Source organism: Pseudomonas sp. 9_2_1 (genome assembly GCF_059295275.1).
This window is the reverse complement of record NZ_CM181239.1, coordinates 378,804-396,188: the sequence shown is the minus strand read 5'-3', so window position 1 is coordinate 396,188 and position 17,385 is coordinate 378,804. Positions and strand designations below refer to the sequence as shown.

Annotated in this window: 10 protein-coding genes; 5 read left to right on the top strand and 5 right to left on the bottom strand. The window is 63.2% G+C overall.

Annotated elements, in window-relative coordinates; all coding sequences use genetic code 11:
• Nucleotides 1-58: 58 nt before the first annotated feature.
• Nucleotides 59-2,992 (bottom strand): bifunctional [glutamate--ammonia ligase]-adenylyl-L-tyrosine phosphorylase/[glutamate--ammonia-ligase] adenylyltransferase, encoded by a 2,934-nt coding sequence (glnE, locus tag AC5O5I_RS01640; RefSeq protein ID WP_172285263.1) that lies wholly within the window; start codon nt 2,990-2,992, stop codon nt 59-61.
• Nucleotides 2,993-3,375: 383 nt separating this feature from the next.
• Here glnE and aceE point away from each other — a divergent pair, with 383 nt between their 5' ends.
• The 5 genes from aceE (at nt 3,376) to AC5O5I_RS01615 (ending at nt 12,128) form a co-directional block, all read left to right on the top strand.
• Nucleotides 3,376-6,021, top strand: coding sequence for a pyruvate dehydrogenase (acetyl-transferring), homodimeric type (gene aceE, locus AC5O5I_RS01635; protein ID WP_172227487.1), 2,646 nt, complete (start codon nt 3,376-3,378; stop codon nt 6,019-6,021).
• A gap of 13 nt (nt 6,022-6,034) precedes the next feature.
• Entirely contained in the window at nt 6,035-7,672 is a 1,638-nt protein-coding gene (gene aceF / locus AC5O5I_RS01630) for a dihydrolipoyllysine-residue acetyltransferase (RefSeq protein ID WP_494511977.1), read from the top strand.
• Nucleotides 7,673-7,986: 314 nt separating this feature from the next.
• Complete coding sequence (locus AC5O5I_RS01625; RefSeq protein ID WP_494511976.1) at nt 7,987-10,677, top strand: putative bifunctional diguanylate cyclase/phosphodiesterase; 2,691 nt, start codon at nt 7,987-7,989, stop codon at nt 10,675-10,677.
• 155 nt (nt 10,678-10,832) lie between these two features.
• Complete coding sequence (msrA, locus tag AC5O5I_RS01620) at nt 10,833-11,501, top strand: peptide-methionine (S)-S-oxide reductase MsrA (protein ID WP_172285261.1); 669 nt, start codon at nt 10,833-10,835, stop codon at nt 11,499-11,501.
• Between the two features lie 3 nt (nt 11,502-11,504).
• Nucleotides 11,505-12,128: a glutathione S-transferase gene (locus AC5O5I_RS01615; RefSeq protein WP_172221510.1), complete on the top strand. Its 624-nt coding sequence runs from the start codon at nt 11,505-11,507 to the stop codon at nt 12,126-12,128.
• A 173-nt stretch (nt 12,129-12,301) separates the two neighbouring features.
• Here AC5O5I_RS01615 and creD read toward each other — a convergent pair whose 3' ends face one another.
• The 4 genes from creD to creB form a co-directional block, all read right to left on the bottom strand.
• Nucleotides 12,302-13,630, bottom strand: a complete 1,329-nt coding sequence (creD, locus tag AC5O5I_RS01610) for a cell envelope integrity protein CreD (RefSeq protein ID WP_494511975.1) — start codon at nt 13,628-13,630, stop codon at nt 12,302-12,304.
• 234 nt (nt 13,631-13,864) lie between these two features.
• On the bottom strand, nt 13,865-15,115 hold the full coding sequence (locus AC5O5I_RS01605; protein ID WP_494511974.1) for an IS256 family transposase: 1,251 nt from the start codon (nt 15,113-15,115) through the stop codon (nt 13,865-13,867).
• A 105-nt stretch (nt 15,116-15,220) separates the two neighbouring features.
• Nucleotides 15,221-16,654, bottom strand: a complete 1,434-nt coding sequence (creC, locus tag AC5O5I_RS01600) for a two-component system sensor histidine kinase CreC (protein WP_172221504.1) — start codon at nt 16,652-16,654, stop codon at nt 15,221-15,223.
• On the bottom strand, nt 16,654-17,334 hold the full coding sequence (gene creB, locus AC5O5I_RS01595; RefSeq protein WP_172221501.1) for a two-component system response regulator CreB: 681 nt from the start codon (nt 17,332-17,334) through the stop codon (nt 16,654-16,656). Before creB ends, creC begins: the two co-directional genes overlap by 1 nt.
• Nucleotides 17,335-17,385: the final 51 nt, after the last annotated feature.

Below are 17,385 nucleotides of genomic sequence, written 5' to 3'. Positions count from 1 at the left end.
AGTGTAACACCGGTGGTGGACCATGAGCCTTTGGGGCTGCTTTGCCGCCCCGACAGTCTCAAGTCAGGCCCAACTCACCCCAGATGCGCCGCACCTCACGGCGTTCGTCGGCAAACTGCGCCGCGTCGATCACCCCGGCCTGCTTCTGCAAGGCCTGGCGGTGCGAGGCCGAGCGGAACGCCTTGTACACCTCACGCAACAGCACCGCGTCACTGGCCGGCATCAAACCTGCCTGCTCCAGCTCTTCCAGAATGCGGATGTTATCGGTCCATCGGAGTATGGCCGGGTGGTCGTGGGACCAGGCCAAAGCGGCGTATTGCACCATAAATTCGATATCGACGATACCGCCGGCATCCTGCTTGATATCGAAGGGTACACCGGCTTCGAAAGCATTGGCCGCAGTACCGGCAGCCGTGGCCTTGGTGCCGAGGTTACCGCGCATCTTGGCGCGCATTTCGCTCACTTCGGTGCGCAGTTTTTCCAGGTCACGGGCCTGGCCCAGCACCTTGGCACGCACACCTTCGAACGCCGTGCCGACCTGCTTGCAACCCACCAGCACACGGGCTCGCACCAGGGCCTGATGTTCCCAGGTCCAGGCTTCGTTCTGCTGGTAGCGCTCGAACGCGCCCAGCGAGCTCACCAGCAGGCCCGAGGCACCCGATGGGCGCAGACGCATGTCGACGTCATACAGCTGCCCCGAGTTGGTCTGGGTGGTCAGCAGGTGGATGATGCGTTGGCCCAGGCGGGTGAAGAACTGGGCGCTGTCGATGGGCTTGGTACCGTCGGTTTCCGCCTGCGGGTCGCCGTCGTGGATGAACACCAGGTCCAGGTCCGAGCCGTGCCCAAGCTCCAGGCCACCCACCTTTCCGTAACCGATGATGATGAAGCCCGGGTCGCACAAGCTGCCGTCACTGCGCTTGGGCTGGCCATGCCGGGCCACGGTCTGGCGCCAGGCCAGGGCCAGCACCTGGTCGAGGATGGCTTCGGCCAGCCAGGTCAGGTAGTCGCTGACTTTCATCAAGGGCAGGTTGCCGCTGATTTCCGAGGCGGCCACCCGCAGGCTGTGGGCCAGCTTGAAGTGACGCAGCGCCTCCATTTGCTGTTCCAGGTCGTCCTCGGGGATTCGCGTCAGCCGTTCACGCAGCTCGCTGGCCAGCTCCGGCGCCAGCGGCGGGCTGAACAGGCGGCCTTCATTGAGCAGTTCATCGAGCAGCAGCGGGTAGCGGGCCATCTGCTCGGCGATCCAGGGGCTGGCGGCGCACAGGGTCAGCAGGCGGCGCAGGGCTCCAGGGTTTTCGGTCAGCAGTACCAGGTAGGCCGAACGCCGCGCCACCGCCTCCACCAGCGGCAACACCCGTTCAAGCACCAGGTCGGGGTTGTCATGCTCGACGGCCTGGGCCAGCAAACGCGGGATAAAGGCGTCCAGGCGTTCACGGCCGATACGCTGGATCGAGCGCAATTGCGGGCTGGAGCGTAATGCGGCCAGGCGCCGCAGCGCTTCGACGGGCTCCTTGAAACCGGCCTCCTGCAGCTGCCGCCCTGCGGCCTCTTCATCCTGTGCCTGCTCCCACAGCGGCGACCATTCGCCGCCCACTACCAGCTCGCCCTCGCCGTCTTCATCATCCGGGTCGGCGATCACCTGGCGGAAGTGCCAGTCGATGCGGCCACGCCAGTACATCAACTGGTCGTGGAAACCCTGCCAGTCGGCAAAGCCGAGGATGTAGGCAACCCGCGCCTGGTCGAGCTCGCTGTCGGGCAGCATCTGCGTCTGGCGGTCGGCGATGGCCTGGATGGCGTGTTCGGTGTAGCGCAGGAATTCATAGCCTTCGCGCAGCTCGGCGACCACGGCTGGGGGGAGGTAACCCTGGCCTTCCAGGGTGGCCAGCACCTTGAGCAACGGCCGCTGCTGCAGGCTGAGGTCGCGCCCGCCGTGGATCAGCTGGAAGGCCTGGGCAATGAACTCCACCTCGCGAATGCCACCGGCACCCAGCTTGATGTTGTCGGCCATGCCCTTGCGCCGCACTTCCTGCTGGATCAGCTGCTTCATGGTGCGCAGCGCTTCGATCGCAGAAAAGTCCAGGTAGCGGCGGTACACGAACGGGCGCAGCATCTCCTGCAGCTGCGCACCTGCCGCCTGGTCGCCGGCCACCACTCGTGCCTTGATCATCGCGTAGCGTTCCCAGTCGCGACCCTGGTCCTGGTAGTACTGCTCCAGCGCATTGAAGCTGAGCACCAGCGCGCCCGCAGAGCCGTAAGGACGCAGGCGCATGTCGACGCGGAACACGAAGCCGTCGACGGTAACCGGGTCCAGCGCCTTGATCAGGCGCTGGCCCAGGCGGGTGAAGAACTCCTGGTTGTCCAGCGAGCGCTTGACCCCTTCGGTTTCGCCGCCCTCAGGGAAGCCGAAGATCAGGTCGATGTCCGACGACAGGTTCAGCTCCACCGCGCCCAGCTTGCCCATGCCCAGCACCACCATGTGCTGCGGCTGGCCGCTGCGGTTGCCGATGGGCGTGCCGAACTGCTGGCAATGGCGCGGGTACAGCCACTGGTAGGCTTCGTCGATGGCGGCATCGGCCAGGTCGGACAGATCGCGGCAGGTTTCGCCCAGCTCGGCCTGGCGGGTGATGTCGCGCCAGATGATGCGCAGCTGCTGGCGGTTGCGCTCGCGGCGCAGATTGCGCGCCAGCTCGTCCTCGCTCTGCGCCGCGCGGGCGGTCGCGGCAATATGGCCGCGCAGTTCACCCGCTGCGTAACGCCGCTCCAGCTCGCCGCTGGCCAACAACGCGCAGAGCATGGCGGGCTCGCGCTGGACCAGGCCGAGGACGAAGTCGCTGGCGGCGGCAACCTGATCGAACTGTTGCCGATGGGCCGGGCTCCAACTGCTCAGGTCGAGTTCGGGGTGGCCGGCCACGGCATCGCCGAGGAACTGCTGGTTGCGAGTGACCAGCGGCTGCAGGCTGGTGGGCAGGTCTGGCGGCAAAGGTAGGCGCATGGTCTATCCTTGATCGGCGTGAAATAGAAGGGAAAAAGCGGCCAAGGGAAAGCCGGACCACGGTTGGACTGTCGTACAAAAGTTGGAAATAGCTGAAAAAAACGAAAATCTGGCAACAAACATCAAGAACCACCCGTTCGCGACACAATGCCAACCAACATGAACGTTTTTCCTCACAAGCCAAGGTGCGACCAAACGTCGCACAAATGTAGTTTTACTACTACTCATGTCGTGTAAAAGCATGAAATGCGGAAGCAAATGTAGTAAAACTACACGGCGCCGGATGACACCCCGGTAATCCAAGAATTCACGACGTCTGCCCATAAGGCCAGTCGCAATCTCAGGCAATCGATTCTGGTTGCCTTTCCGCCCTGGAGCAAGCCATGCAAGACCTCGATCCAATCGAAACCCAGGAATGGCTGGATGCCCTGGAGTCGGTCCTCGACAAAGAAGGCGAAGACCGCGCTCATTACCTGATGACCCGTATGGGCGAGCTGGCCACCCGCAGTGGCTCCCAGCTGCCGTATGCGATCACCACGCCATACCGCAACACCATCCCTGTCACCCACGAAGCACGCATGCCTGGCGACCTGTTCATGGAACGCCGCATTCGCTCGATGGTGCGTTGGAACGCCCTGGCCATGGTCATGCGCACCAACCTGAAAGACTCGGACCTGGGCGGACACATCTCCAGCTTCGCCTCCAGCGCCACCCTGTACGACATCGGCTTCAACTACTTCTTCCAGGCCCCGACCGATGAACACGGCGGCGACCTGGTGTTCTTCCAGGGCCACGCTTCGCCAGGCGTCTACGCCCGTGCCTTCATGGAAGGCCGCATCAACGAAGAGCAGATGAACAACTTCCGTCAGGAAGTGGACGGCAAAGGCCTGTCTTCGTACCCACACCCATGGCTGATGCCTGACTTCTGGCAGTTCCCGACCGTATCGATGGGTCTGGGCCCGATCCAGGCCATCTACCAGGCGCGCTTCATGAAGTACCTGGAAGCCCGTGGCTTCATCCCGGCCGGCAAGCAGAAGGTCTGGTGCTTCATGGGCGACGGCGAGTGCGACGAGCCGGAATCCCTGGGCGCAATCGCCCTGGCCGGCCGCGAGAAGCTGGACAACCTGATCTTCGTCATCAACTGCAACCTGCAGCGCCTCGACGGCCCGGTTCGCGGCAACGGCAAGATCATCCAGGAACTCGAAGGCGTGTTCCGTGGCGGTGGCTGGAACGTCAACAAAGTCGTCTGGGGCCGCTTCTGGGACCCACTGCTGGCCAAGGACACCAACGGTGCCCTGCAGCGCCGCATGGACGAAGTCATCGACGGCGAGTACCAGAACTACAAAGCCAAAGACGGCGCGTACGTTCGTGAAAACTTCTTCAACACCCCAGAGCTCAAGGCCATGGTCGAAGACCTGTCCGACGACGAGATCTGGAAGCTCAACCGTGGCGGCCACGACCCGTACAAGGTCTACGCGGCGTACCACCAGGCTGTGAACCATAAAGAGCAGCCGACCGTCATCCTGGCCAAGACCATCAAGGGTTACGGCACCGGTGCTGGCGAAGCCAAGAACACCGCGCACAACACCAAGAAGGTCGACGTCGACAGCCTGCGTCACTTCCGTGATCGCTTCGACATCCCGGTCAAGGATGCCGACCTGGAGAACCTGCCGTTCTTCAAGCCGGAAGAAGGTTCTGCCGAAGCCAAATACCTGGCCGAGCGCCGTGCAGCCCTGGGCGGCTTCGTGCCACAGCGCCGCGCCAAGAGCTTCAGCGTGCCGACCCCGCCACTGGAAACGCTGAAAGCGATCCTGGACGGCTCGGGCGACCGCGAAATCTCCACCACCATGGCCTTCGTGCGTATTCTGGCGCAGCTGGTCAAGGACAAGGACATCGGCCAGCGCATCGTCCCGATCATCCCGGACGAAGCCCGTACCTTCGGTATGGAAGGCATGTTCCGCCAGCTGGGCATCTACTCGTCGGTCGGCCAGCTCTACGAGCCAGTCGATAAAGACCAGGTGATGTTCTACCGCGAAGACAAGAAGGGCCAGATCCTCGAGGAAGGCATCAACGAAGCCGGCGCCATGTCGTCGTTCATCGCTGCCGGTACCTCGTACAGCTGCCACAACCAGCCGATGCTGCCGTTCTACATCTTCTACTCGATGTTCGGTTTCCAGCGTATCGGCGACCTGGCCTGGGCCGCTGGCGACAGCCGCACCCGTGGCTTCCTGATCGGCGGTACTGCCGGGCGCACCACCCTGAACGGTGAAGGCCTGCAGCACGAAGACGGTCACAGCCATATGATGGCGGGCACCATCCCGAACTGCCGCACCTACGATCCGACCTACGGCTACGAGCTGGCGGTGATCATCCAGGACGGCATGAAGAAGATGACCGAAGAGCAACAGGACATCTTCTACTACATCACCGTGATGAACGAATCCTACCAGCAGCCAGCCATGCCGGCCGGTGTCGAGGAAGGCATCATCAAGGGCATGTACCTGCTCGAGGAAGACACCCGCGAAGCCGCGCACCACGTTCAGCTGATGGGCTCCGGCACCATCCTGCGCGAAGTCCGCGAAGCGGCGAAGATCCTGCGTGAAGAGTTCAACGTCGGTGCCGACGTGTGGAGCGTCACCAGCTTCAACGAACTGCGTCGCGACGGCTTGGCCGTGGAACGCGCAAACCGCCTGAAGCCTGGCCAGAAGCCACAGGAGACTTACGTCGAGCAGTGCCTGAACGGTCGCAAAGGCCCGGTCATCGCTTCTACCGACTACATGAAGCTGTTCGCCGAACAGATTCGCCAGTGGGTACCGAGCAAAGAGTTCAAGGTCCTGGGTACCGACGGTTACGGCCGCAGCGACAGCCGCAAGAAGCTGCGTCACTTCTTCGAAGTCGACCGCCACTTCGTGGTGCTGGCTGCCCTGGAAGCCCTGGCTGACCGTGGCGAGATCGAACCCAAGGTTGTGGCTGACGCCATCGTCAAGTTCGGCATCGACCCGGACAAGCGCAACCCACTGGACTGCTGAGGAGTATTTTTAAGTGAGCGAACTCATTCGCGTACCTGACATCGGCAGCGGTGAAGGTGAAATCATCGAGCTGTTCGTCAAGGTCGGTGACCGTATCGAGGCTGACCAGAGCCTGCTGACCCTGGAGTCCGACAAGGCCTCCATGGAGATCCCGGCCCCCAAGGCCGGTGTCATCAAGGAACTGAAGGTCAAGCTGGGCGACCGCCTGAAAGAAGGCGACGAGCTGCTGGTACTGGAAGCCGAGGGCGCCGCTGCTGCGGCGCCTGAGGCGCCTGCCGCTGCCCCGGCCCAGGCTGCTGCAGCGCCTGCCGCTGAAGCCGCACCAGCGCCTGCTCCGGCAGCAGCCCCGGCTGCCGCCAGCGTGCAGGACATCCACGTGCCGGATATCGGTTCGTCGGGCAAGGCCAAGATCATCGAAGTACTGGTCAAGGCCGGCGACACCGTCGAAGCCGACCAGTCGCTGATTACCCTGGAGTCCGACAAGGCCTCCATGGAAATCCCTTCGCCTGCCGCTGGCGTGGTCAAGGAAGTGATCTGCAAGCTGGACGACGAAGTCGGCACTGGCGACCTGATCCTCAAGCTGGAAGTCGCGGGCGCTGCCCCGGCTGCCGCACCGGCGCCTGCCGCTGCTGCCCCGGCCAAGGCTGAGGCTGCACCTGCTGCCGCACCTGCCGCTGCCGCCCCGGCTGCTGCCGCTGCACCGGTTGCTACTGCACCGGCTGCCGGCAACAACGCCAAGGTTCACGCAGGCCCGGCGGTACGCCAACTGGCCCGTGAATTCGGTGTCGAGCTGGGCGCTGTTGCCGCCACCGGCCCGCACGGCCGCATCCTGAAAGAAGACGTGCAGGTCTACGTCAAAGCGATGATGCAGAAGGCCAAGGAAGCGCCGGCCGCCGCCGGTGCAACCGGTGGTGCTGGCATCCCGCCGATCCCTGCCGTGGACTTCAGCAAGTTCGGTGAAGTGGAAGAAGTGGCCCTGACCCGCCTGATGCAGGTCGGTGCTGCCAACCTGCACCGCAGCTGGCTGAACGTGCCACACGTCACCCAGTTCGACTCCGCCGACATCACCGAGCTGGAATCCTTCCGCGTTGCGCAGAAGGCCGTGGCCGAGAAGGCTGGCGTCAAGCTGACCGTGCTGCCGCTGCTGCTGAAGGCTTGCGCGTTCCTGCTGAAGGAACTGCCGGACTTCAACAGCTCGCTGGCACCAAGCGGCAAGGCCATCATCCGCAAGAAGTACGTCAACGTCGGCTTCGCCGTGGACACCCCAGACGGCCTGCTGGTCCCTGTGATCAAGAACGTCGACCAGAAGAGCCTGCTGCAACTGGCTGCCGAAGCTGCTGCGCTGGCCGAAAAAGCCCGCACCAAGAAGCTGTCGGCTGACGAGATGCAAGGCGCTTGCTTCACCATTTCCAGCCTCGGCCACATTGGCGGCACCGGCTTCACGCCGATCGTCAACGCGCCGGAAGTGGCTATCCTGGGCGTCTCCAAGGCGACCATGCAGCCGGTCTGGGATGGCAAGGCCTTCCAGCCTAAGCTGATGCTGCCGCTGTCGTTGTCGTACGATCACCGTGTGATCAACGGCGCTGCCGCTGCGCGCTTCACCAAGCGCCTGGGCGACGTGCTGGGCGATATCCGCACCATGCTGCTGTAAAGCTGCACACTGCCCCTGCGTGCAGGGGCAGTACCCTTTTCGAGCTGCCACGCTCGTACCTCAACCCCGCCAACTGGCGGGGCTTTTTTTGTCCGCCGGTAGAGTTTCAGCGCCTGGGAAACCCAGCGCCGCGCGGGCGGCGCTCGATCTCCCAGACGCCAAAATTCTCAAGGCGAACTAACATTTCCGGCCAAACAGCCGATAACCCGTCCACAGCATCCCACATGGCCGCTTGCCAGCCCTCGGGACATGATGCAACCTTGCCAGAACCGCCGCCGCCCCAAGGCCGCGCCCCCTCTTCAAGCGAGTCTTCGATGAAAAGCCAACCCGATGCCGCCAGCCGTGTGGCGGCCGAGGTCGTCACGCAGCTACCCGTGCCCTCGCGGCTCGGCATGCTGCGTTTCGAAAGGCTCAACGAAGCCACCTGGGCCATGCTCTACCTGGACGCTGCCTGCGAGCGCCAGTTCGGCCTGCTGGCCGGCGACCTGTGCGCCTTGGTCGACGCGCCCTACGCCAGCCTGATGGAGCCCGAGGCACGCTACCGGCTGCACGACGAGATCCAGCTGCAACTGGCCAAGCGCAGCTATTACCGGGTGCGCTACACCCTGCACACCCCAACCGCGTCGCTGCGCCTGCTGGAAGCCGGTGAGGCCTACAAACAGCACAACCGCCAGCTGCTGCGTGGCTACCTGAGTGTGCTGGACGAACCGCTTGAAGACGCAGGCGAAAGCGAAGCCAGTGAGCTGGAATCGCGCAACAACCGCCTGCAACTGGCCCTGCAACTGAACCAACGCGCCCAGCAAGAGCAACTTGAACACCTGGAACGTGTACACGGCCAGCAAGACCTTATCCTGCGCCTGGCCCGCCAGCGCTACAGCGCCGAGAACTCGCTGCTGGAGGCCGCCCAGCTGATCACCCGCAGCGCCTGCGAGATCTACAAGGTCGACAGCGCCAGCATCTGGCACCTGGATGAGCAGCGCCTGGAGCCGATCACCGCCTGGTACCGCGACGCCCAGGAGCACCGTCAGCCCGAAGCCATCGATGCCAGCCGTTTCCCGGACTACCTCGATGCGCTGCACGCCAGCCGCGCGATCGACGCCCACAACGCCAACCACGACCCGCGCACCCGCGCCCTGGCAAAAAGCCTGCGACCGGAAAACAAAGCCATGCTCGACGCCAGCATCCGCGTCGATGGGCAGGTCGTGGGCGTGCTGTGCCTGGAACAGACCGGCCAGCCAAGGGCCTGGCAGTCGGATGAAATCGCCTTCGCCGGCGAGTTGGCCGACCAGTTCGCCCAGGTCATCACCAACCACAACCGGCGTACTGCGGCCAGCGCCCTGCATCTGTTCCAGCGCGCGGTCGAGCAAAGCGCCAGCGCCTTCCTGCTGGTGAACCGCGACGGCCGGGTGGAGTACGTCAACCCAAGCTTCACCGCCATTACCCAGTACAGCACCGATGAAGTGCAAGGCCGCCACCTGGGCGAGCTGCCGGCGCTGGAAAACCTCAGCGAACTGCTGTTCGACTCACCGTCGAGCCTGGCCATGGGCAACAGCTGGCAGGGCGAATTCAAAAGCCGGCGCAAGAACCTGGAGCCGTACTGGGGCCAGTTGTCGATTTCCAAGGTGTATGGCGACAACCGTGAGCTGACCCATTACATCGGCATCTACGAAGACGTCACCCAGACCAAGCTGGCCCAGCAACGCATCGAGCGCCTGGCCTACACCGACAACCTGACCAACCTGGGCAACCGCCCTGCGTTCATCCGCAGCCTGGACGAGCGCTTCGCCCACGATGGCGAAAAGTCGATGTGCCTGCTGCTGGTCGACATCGACAACTTCAAGCGCATCAACGACAGCCTCGGCCACCAGACCGGCGACAAGCTGCTGATCAGCCTGGCCCGGCGCCTGCGCAACAGCCTGCACGCCGGGGGCATCCTGGCGCGCTTTGCCAGCAACGAGTTCGCCGTGCTGCTCGATGACACCAGCCTGGAAGACGGCCAAGGCGTTGCCCTGCAGTTGCTGCGTACCCTCGACAAGCCGATGTTCGTCGATAACCAGCTGATCAACGTGACCGCCTCGGTCGGCCTGGCCTGCGCCCCGCTGCACGGCGTCAACCCGGCGAGCCTGATGAAAAACGCCGGCCTGGCGCTGCACAAGGCCAAGGCCAACGGCAAGCATCAGGTACAGGTGTTTACCGAAGTGCTGAACGCCGAAGCCAGCTACAAACTGTTCGTCGAGAACAACCTGCGCCGCGCCCTGACCCAGAACGAGCTGGAAGTGTTCTACCAGCCCAAGATCTGCCTGCGCAGCGGTCGGCTGCTGGGCCTGGAAGCGCTGTTGCGCTGGAACCACCCCGAGCGCGGCATGATCCGCCCGGACCAGTTCATCAGCGTGGCCGAGGAAACCGGCCTGATCATCCCCATCGGCAAATGGGTGGTGCGTCAGGCGTGCTGCATGAGCCAGCAACTGCGCAAAGCCGGCCTGGGCAACCTGCACGTGGCCATCAACCTGTCGCCCAAGCAGTTCTCCGACCCGGACCTGGTGGCGTCGATCAGCACCATCCTCAAGGAAGAAGCCCTGCCCCCGCACCTGCTGGAGCTGGAGCTGACCGAAGGCCTGCTGCTGGAAGCCAGTGAAGACACCCACCGCCAGCTGGACGAGTTGAAAGCCCTGGGGCTGACCCTGGCCATGGATGACTTCGGCACCGGTTATTCGTCGCTGAGCTACCTGAAGAAGTTTCCGATCGACATCCTCAAGATCGACCGCAGCTTCATCAACGAAATCCCGGACAACCAGGACGACATGGAAATCACCTCGGCCGTGGTGGCCATGGCGCACAACCTGAAGCTGAAGGTGGTGGCCGAGGGCATCGAGACGCCGGCGCAGCTGGCATTCTTGCGCCGGCACCGCTGCGACGTGGGCCAGGGGTACCTGTTCGACCGGCCGATTCCGGGGCGCGAGCTGGCCGAGCGGTTGAAGCGTTATCCGCGTGGACCGGTGGCCTGACCTCGGGCAATATGGAAACCATTCGGGCCCTCTCGCGGGTAAACCCGCTCCCACCGGTATTGCACCACCTTCAGAATCTGTGGATTACCTGTGGGAGCGGGTTCACCCGCGAAGGCCCCAACCCTATCCAACTGAATAACCACAGAGGAACGGCCATGGTCCTGCGTTCGGAAATCCTGGTGAACAAAAACGTCCTGCCTACTGCGGAACAGGCCCTGCCTGGCCGCGAAACGCCAATGAGCCTGCCCGAGTTCCACTACGTGTTCAAAGGCACCCCACTGCTCGGCCCGTTCTTCGAAGGTGCCATCGACTTCGCCATCTTCGGCCTGGGCTGCTTCTGGGGCGCTGAACGCCGCTTCTGGCAACGCGAAGGCGTGGTCAGCACCGTGGTCGGCTACGCCGGCGGTATCACCCCCAACCCCACCTACGAAGAAGTCTGCTCGGGCCTGACCGGCCACACCGAAGTGGTGCTGGTGGTCTTCGATAAGGACAAAGTCAGCTACCGGGAATTGCTGGCGATGTTCTGGGAATTGCACAACCCCACCCAAGGCATGCGCCAGGGCAACGACGTCGGCACCCAGTACCGTTCGGCCATCTATTGCACCAGCCCCGAACAACTGGAACAGGCCAAGGCCAGCCGCGACGCCTACCAGGCCGAACTGAGCAAAGCCGGCTTTGGTGAAATCACCACCGAAATCGACCAGGCGCCGACCGTGTTTTTCGCCGAGGCCTACCATCAGCAGTACCTGGCCAAGAACCCGCAGGGCTACTGCGGCATCGGCGGCACCGGCGTGTGCCTGCCACCGAGCCTGCAAGGGAACTGAAGCATGAGCACGATGACGCTGTTTCACTCGCCACTGTCGCCGTTCGTGCGCAAGGTCATGGTGGTGTTGCACGAGACCGGCCAGCTTGGGCGTGTGGCGTTGCAGCCGGTGAACATCAGCCCGGTCAGCGGCAACCCGCAGCTGAACCAGGACAACCCGATCGGCAAGATCCCGGCGCTACGCCTGGACGACGGCACCGTGCTGCACGACAGCCGGGTGATCTGCGAGTATCTCGATCTGCAGCACGTCGGCCTGCCATTGCTCCCGCGTGAAGGGTCCGCGCGCTGGCGGCGCATGACGCTGGTGTCGCAAGCCGATGCGATCATGGATGCGGCTGTGTCGAGCCGGTATGAGAGCTTCCTGCGGCCTGAGGACAAGCGCTGGGACGGCTGGCTACAGGCGCAGGGCGACAAGATTGCTCGGAGCCTGGCCAACCTGGAGCAGGAGCATTTGCCCGAGCTGATGTCCGGCTTCGACCTGGCGGCGATTGGCGTGGCTTGTGCGTTGGGGTATCTGGATTTGCGCCAACCGGAGTTCGGCTGGCGTGAGCGCCAGCCTGGGCTGGCTGCCTGGTATGCCGAGGTGGCCAAGCGGCCGTCGATGGTTGCAACAGCACCGACCGGCTGACAGGCCGCTATCGCCGGCAAGCCAGCCCCCACAGTTCTTGAGTCTTGTGCTTTACCTGTGGGAGCTGGCTTGCCGGCGATTGGGCTGCAAAGCAGCCCCACCTCACCTCGGTATCACAGGAAACAGCTGCCCGATCCTCCAGGCCAGCCAGCGCCCGATCTCTCTGTCCTCCCTCATGCCGCCCTCCCCACCCGCGCCCAGTCCAGCCGGCGGGTCAGCACCATGAACACCCCAAGCAAGCCAAAGCACAGCAGCGAGCCCATCAGTAGCGCATAGTCCTCTGCACTCAGCAGCCCGTAGAGCAGCGCATACAACGCCGCCAACCCCACCGCGAAGCCGACCCCGCGCCCCAGGCTATGCAACACGTGGCTCAGGTAGAAGCCGATCAGCAGCACACACGCCGCAGCCGACAGCCCATACGCCAGCCCGAAGCCGATGTGCTCGGACAACGACAGCAGCAGCAGGTAGAAGAACGCCAGCGCCACACCCACCAGGACGTACTGCACCGGGTGCACGCTGAGGTTTTTCAGCACCTCGAACAGGAAGAAGCCGGCAAAGGTCAGGGCGATGAACAGCAAGGCGTACTTGATCGCCCGCTCGCTCTTCAGGTACTGGTCCACCGGGTCGACGAAGCTAACCCCAAAGCTGCGCTCGCTGAACTCCGCACACTGCCCGGCAGTGGCGCACTGGCGCAGGGCGTCCTCCAGGTTGGTGGCGAAGAACGAGGTCTGCCAGTGGGCGCTGAAGCCCTGCGCATCGATATCGCGGCGGCTGGGCAGGTAGTTGCCGACGAAGCTCGGGTGTGGCCAGTTGGCGCGCATGTCCACGCTGCTGGTACGGCCCACCGGCAGCACATGCAACTGGCCGGTACCTTGCAGCGCAAGGTCGAAACCGTAGCTGAATTCGCGCGCCTGTTGCCCGTCCAGCCCTGGCAGGCTGGCGTGTACACCACCGCGCATCCAGTCGAGTCCGGTACCCGCTTCGAACGGTACTTTCTGCGTATCCATGCTCAGCTCCAGGCCATTCTCGATGCCGCGGATATCGCTGATGCCCACCACCAGGAACGGCTTGTCGAAGCGGTAATCGTCGAAATCCTTATCGATACCCCAGCGCTCCGGGAGCTTGAAGCGACCACTTATGCGCCCCTTGGCGTGAAACAGGCGGGCCTGGTAAATGCCGCGGGCGCGCAGTTCGGTATCCACGCCCAGGTCGGCATCGAAGGTTTCCGGCAGGAAGTACAGGTGGCCGGCGACGGTGCTGGTTTCCTGGGTGCGCTCGCCGTCCTTTTCAATCCAGCGGCGCTGGTATTTGCGGTATGGCACCACCAGCAGCGGGCCGCTGAGCTGCTGGTCGAAGCTGGCGCTCTGGGCAATGTCGCGCAGCACGTTGTCACGCAGCATCTGGCGCTCGTCGATCAGGCCGTTGATCAGCGACAGCGGGATGAGCAGCAGCATTATCAGCACGGCGATCATGCCGAGTTTGAAACCGAGGGTCTTGTTCATGGGGCCTCCTGTGGCAGTGGGCGCAGTGTCTGCGCCTTGCATGGAGGCCTTGGGGAGACTGTGTGGAGATTGTGTGTAATTCGAGGGTCTCATCGCCGGCAAGCCAGCTCCCACACGGATCGCATCTGTCACCCCTGATTCGACCCTCTGTCAGCCCTGATGCGATCCCTGTGGGGAGTGTCAGGTTTTTTGTGTGCGGGCCGGTAACGGCCTGCCGCCCGGCAGGCCTTGATTTCACCAGGTTGGCCTGATGAACCGATCTCCGTACAGAATCGCAAATTGATTCATCGCACTTTTCCAGTCATGCGCCGCTGCCCCCCAGTTCGCTGTGATGTTGCGCAGCCCCAGCCAGATCAGTTTGGTCGCCGCGTCGTCGTTCGGGAAGTGACCGCGGGTTTTGATGATCTTGCGTAGCTGAGCGTTGATACTCTCGATGGCGTTGGTGGTGTAGATCACCTTCCGGATGGCCGGTGGGAAAGCAAAGAACGGAATCACTCGATCCCACGCCCGTCGCCAGGCAGTCACCACTGTTGGATATTGCGTGCCCCAAGGCCCGCTTTCAAACTCATCCAGTGCCTGTTCAGCCGCCTGGGCGTTGATGGCCTGATAGATCGGTTTGAGAGCCTTGGCCAAGGCTCGACGCTTGTCCCAGGCCGCATAAGCGAGGCTGTTGCGGATCAGGTGGACGATGCAGGTCTGCAGTGTCGTCTCCGGAAATACTGCACTGAGCGCTTCCGGCATGCCTTTGAGGCCGTCGGTTACGGCAATCAGCACATCCTCGACGCCGCGCGTCCTGAGGTCATTGAATACCTTCATCCAGAACTTCGCACCTTCGGTGTTCTCAATCCAGATGCCAAGAATATCGCGCGTTCCATCTGGCAAAACGCCCAGTGCCAAGTAGATCGCTTTATTGCGAACCAAGCCTTCTTCGCGAATTTTGACCCGCAGAGCATCAAAGAAAATGACCGGATACATCGGCTCCAGAGGCCGCTGTTGCCACGCGCCAATCTCCTCCATGACCTCGTCGGTCACGGAACTGATGAAGTCGGGCGAGACCTCTGTTCCATACTGCTCGGAGAGAAAGGCACGGATTTCTCTGACCGTCATACCGCGGGCATACATGGCGATGATCTTGTCGTCAAAACCGGTGTAACGGCGCTCATGTTTGGGGATCAAAATGGGCGAAAAGCTGCCATCCCGGTCACGAGGGATATCCAGCCTTAGCGGGCCATCACCTGTGAGTACCGTTTTGCCGCTCTTCCCATTTCGCTGGTTGGTTTCATCCACCGGGCGCTGCGCGCCCGGTGGATAGCCCAGATGATGACCCAGTTCGGCATTCAAGGCTCGCTCTATCAGCGCCTTCTTGAATGCCGCAGAGGCTTCTTCGATGGCTTCTGCGGTCATCAGCGGAACAGCGAAAAACTGTTCCAGCAGCTCTTGCGGAACCTTTGGTAACTCTCGGAGCGGTTTTTTTTTGGTTGGCATACATGCACCTCTTACTCATGTTATGCCCGAACACAAAATTTCTGACACCCTCTCCCTGTGGGAGCTGGCTTGCCGGCGATGGGCTGCGCAGCAGCCCCGGCAATCTCAGCTGATCCGCCGCACCGGCAGCCACAACCTCACCCGCACCCCGCCATCAACGTTATCCACAGCCAATGCCCCGCCATGCAGCTGCATCACCTCGGCCACAAAATTCAGCCCCAGCCCGGTGCTCTTGCGCCCGCTCCCCGGCCGCGGCAGCGAATAGAACCGCTCGCTGACCCGCCCGATGGCATACGCCGGTATCGCCTGCCCCTGGTTGAACAGGCTCAACGCCACCCGCTCGCCATCGCGCTCCAGGTCGAACAGCAGCGCGCCACCAGCGGGGGTGAAGTCCAGCGCGTTGTCGAGCAGGTTGGCCAGCGCCTGGCGCATCAGGAATGGATCGCACAGCAGGCGCAAACCGGCCGGGACCCGCTGGCGCACCTGCAAGTTCGCGCTTTCGATGCGCGCCGCATGGGCCAGCAACAACTCGTCCACCAGCGCCGCCAGCGCCACCTGTTGCTCATCTTCCAGCGCCTGCATCTGCTCGACCCGGGCCAGGTTCAGCAGCCGCTCGATCATCTGCTGCAAGCGCTCGCTCTCGCGCTCGATATTGCCGGCAAAGCGCGCCCGCTGTTCGCTCGGCATGTCCTCCTGCAACAGCTCGGAAGCCCCGCGAATGGCCGCCAACGGGCTCTTCAGCTCATGGGTCAGGGTATGCACATAGCGCTCGACGTAGGCCTTGCCCTCCAGCTGGTTGCGCATGCGCTCAACGGCCTGGGCCAGGTTCGCCAGCTCACCGCCCTTGTAATGCGGCAGCTCCGCACGCTCTCCCTCGCTGACAGCCTGGGCATAACGCGCCAACTTGCGCAGCGAGCGCGCCAGCCACCATGACAACGCCGCGCCGATCAGCAAGCCAAGGCCGATCAGGCCCAGGCCCAAAGTGAGCAAACGCTGTTCGGAATGGTCGATGTACGGTTGCAATGAACTGTTGGGCTTGGCGACGGTGACCATGCCGATGATCTTGTCATCGTCGATGATCGGCGCCCCCACGTGCATTACCGAGGTGCTTTCATCGTTGGGGTCGCTACGGGTGGAGCGGGCGCCGTACTGACCGCGCAGGGTCCGCAGCACATCGTTCCACTGCGAGTAATCCTTGCCCACGTCCTCGCCGCTGGAGTCCAGCAGCACGATGCCCTTGGCGTCGGTCACGTAAATGCGGTGGTTGACCTGGTTCTTGGCCAGTCCCCAAATTCGCGCACCCGGGCTGCGCAAGCCGTAGGCCTTGAGCACCTCCGGCAAACGGCCCTGGTTGAGGGTGCCGGCCTTGACGTCATCGCGCAGGATTTCAGCCAGCAGGTTGGCGGTGTCTACCAGCGTTTCTTCAGAGGACTGGCGTACCACCGGGCGAATCTGCTCGCGCACCGTGTTGAGCAGAAAGTAGCCCGCCAGCCCGACGAACAGGAAGTACACCAGGAAAATCCGGATGCCCAGGCGCATCAGGCATGGTCCGGGCTGTAGCTGTAGCCGAGGCCGCGATGGGTCTGGATCGGCTCGGCGTCGCTTGCCACCTGGCGCAGCTTGGCGCGCAGGCTCTTGATGTGGGTGTCGATGGTGCGCTCGTAGCCCACGTCGGAAGCCACGCCCAGCGCGTCGAGCAGCTGTTCGCGGCTGAATACCCGCTGGGGTTGTTCGAGCAGGCATTGCAGCAGGCGGAATTCGTGGCGGGTCAGCGTGAGCGGCTGGCTACGGTAGCTGATCTGCATGCGCAGGGTATCAAGCTGGAACAGTGTCGTTTCACTGGCAGGCTCGGCGCGAGGGGCCATGCGCTTGAGGATCGCCCGTACACGCGCGGCAACCTCACGCGGGCTGAAGGGCTTGACCACGTAGTCGTCGGCGCCGATTTCCAGGCCCACCACCCGGTCGATCTCGCCGTCGCGGGCGCTGAGGAACATCACCGGTACCTCGCTGAAGCGGCGCAGCTGGCGGCAGGTTTCGAAGCCGCTGATATCAGGCAGGCCGATGTCGAGGATGATCAGGTCGGCCGGGGTCTGGCGTTGCTGCTCGAGTGCGGCGCTGCCCAGGGTCACCCATTCGGTAGTGTGGCCGTCGGCCTGCAGGGCGTAGACCAGGGTGTCGGCGATGGCGGCTTCGTCTTCGACAATGAGGATATGAGGCATGGCGAGCGGCCTGTGCAGAGCTCTATGGCGACGCTCTATTGTGTAGGAGCG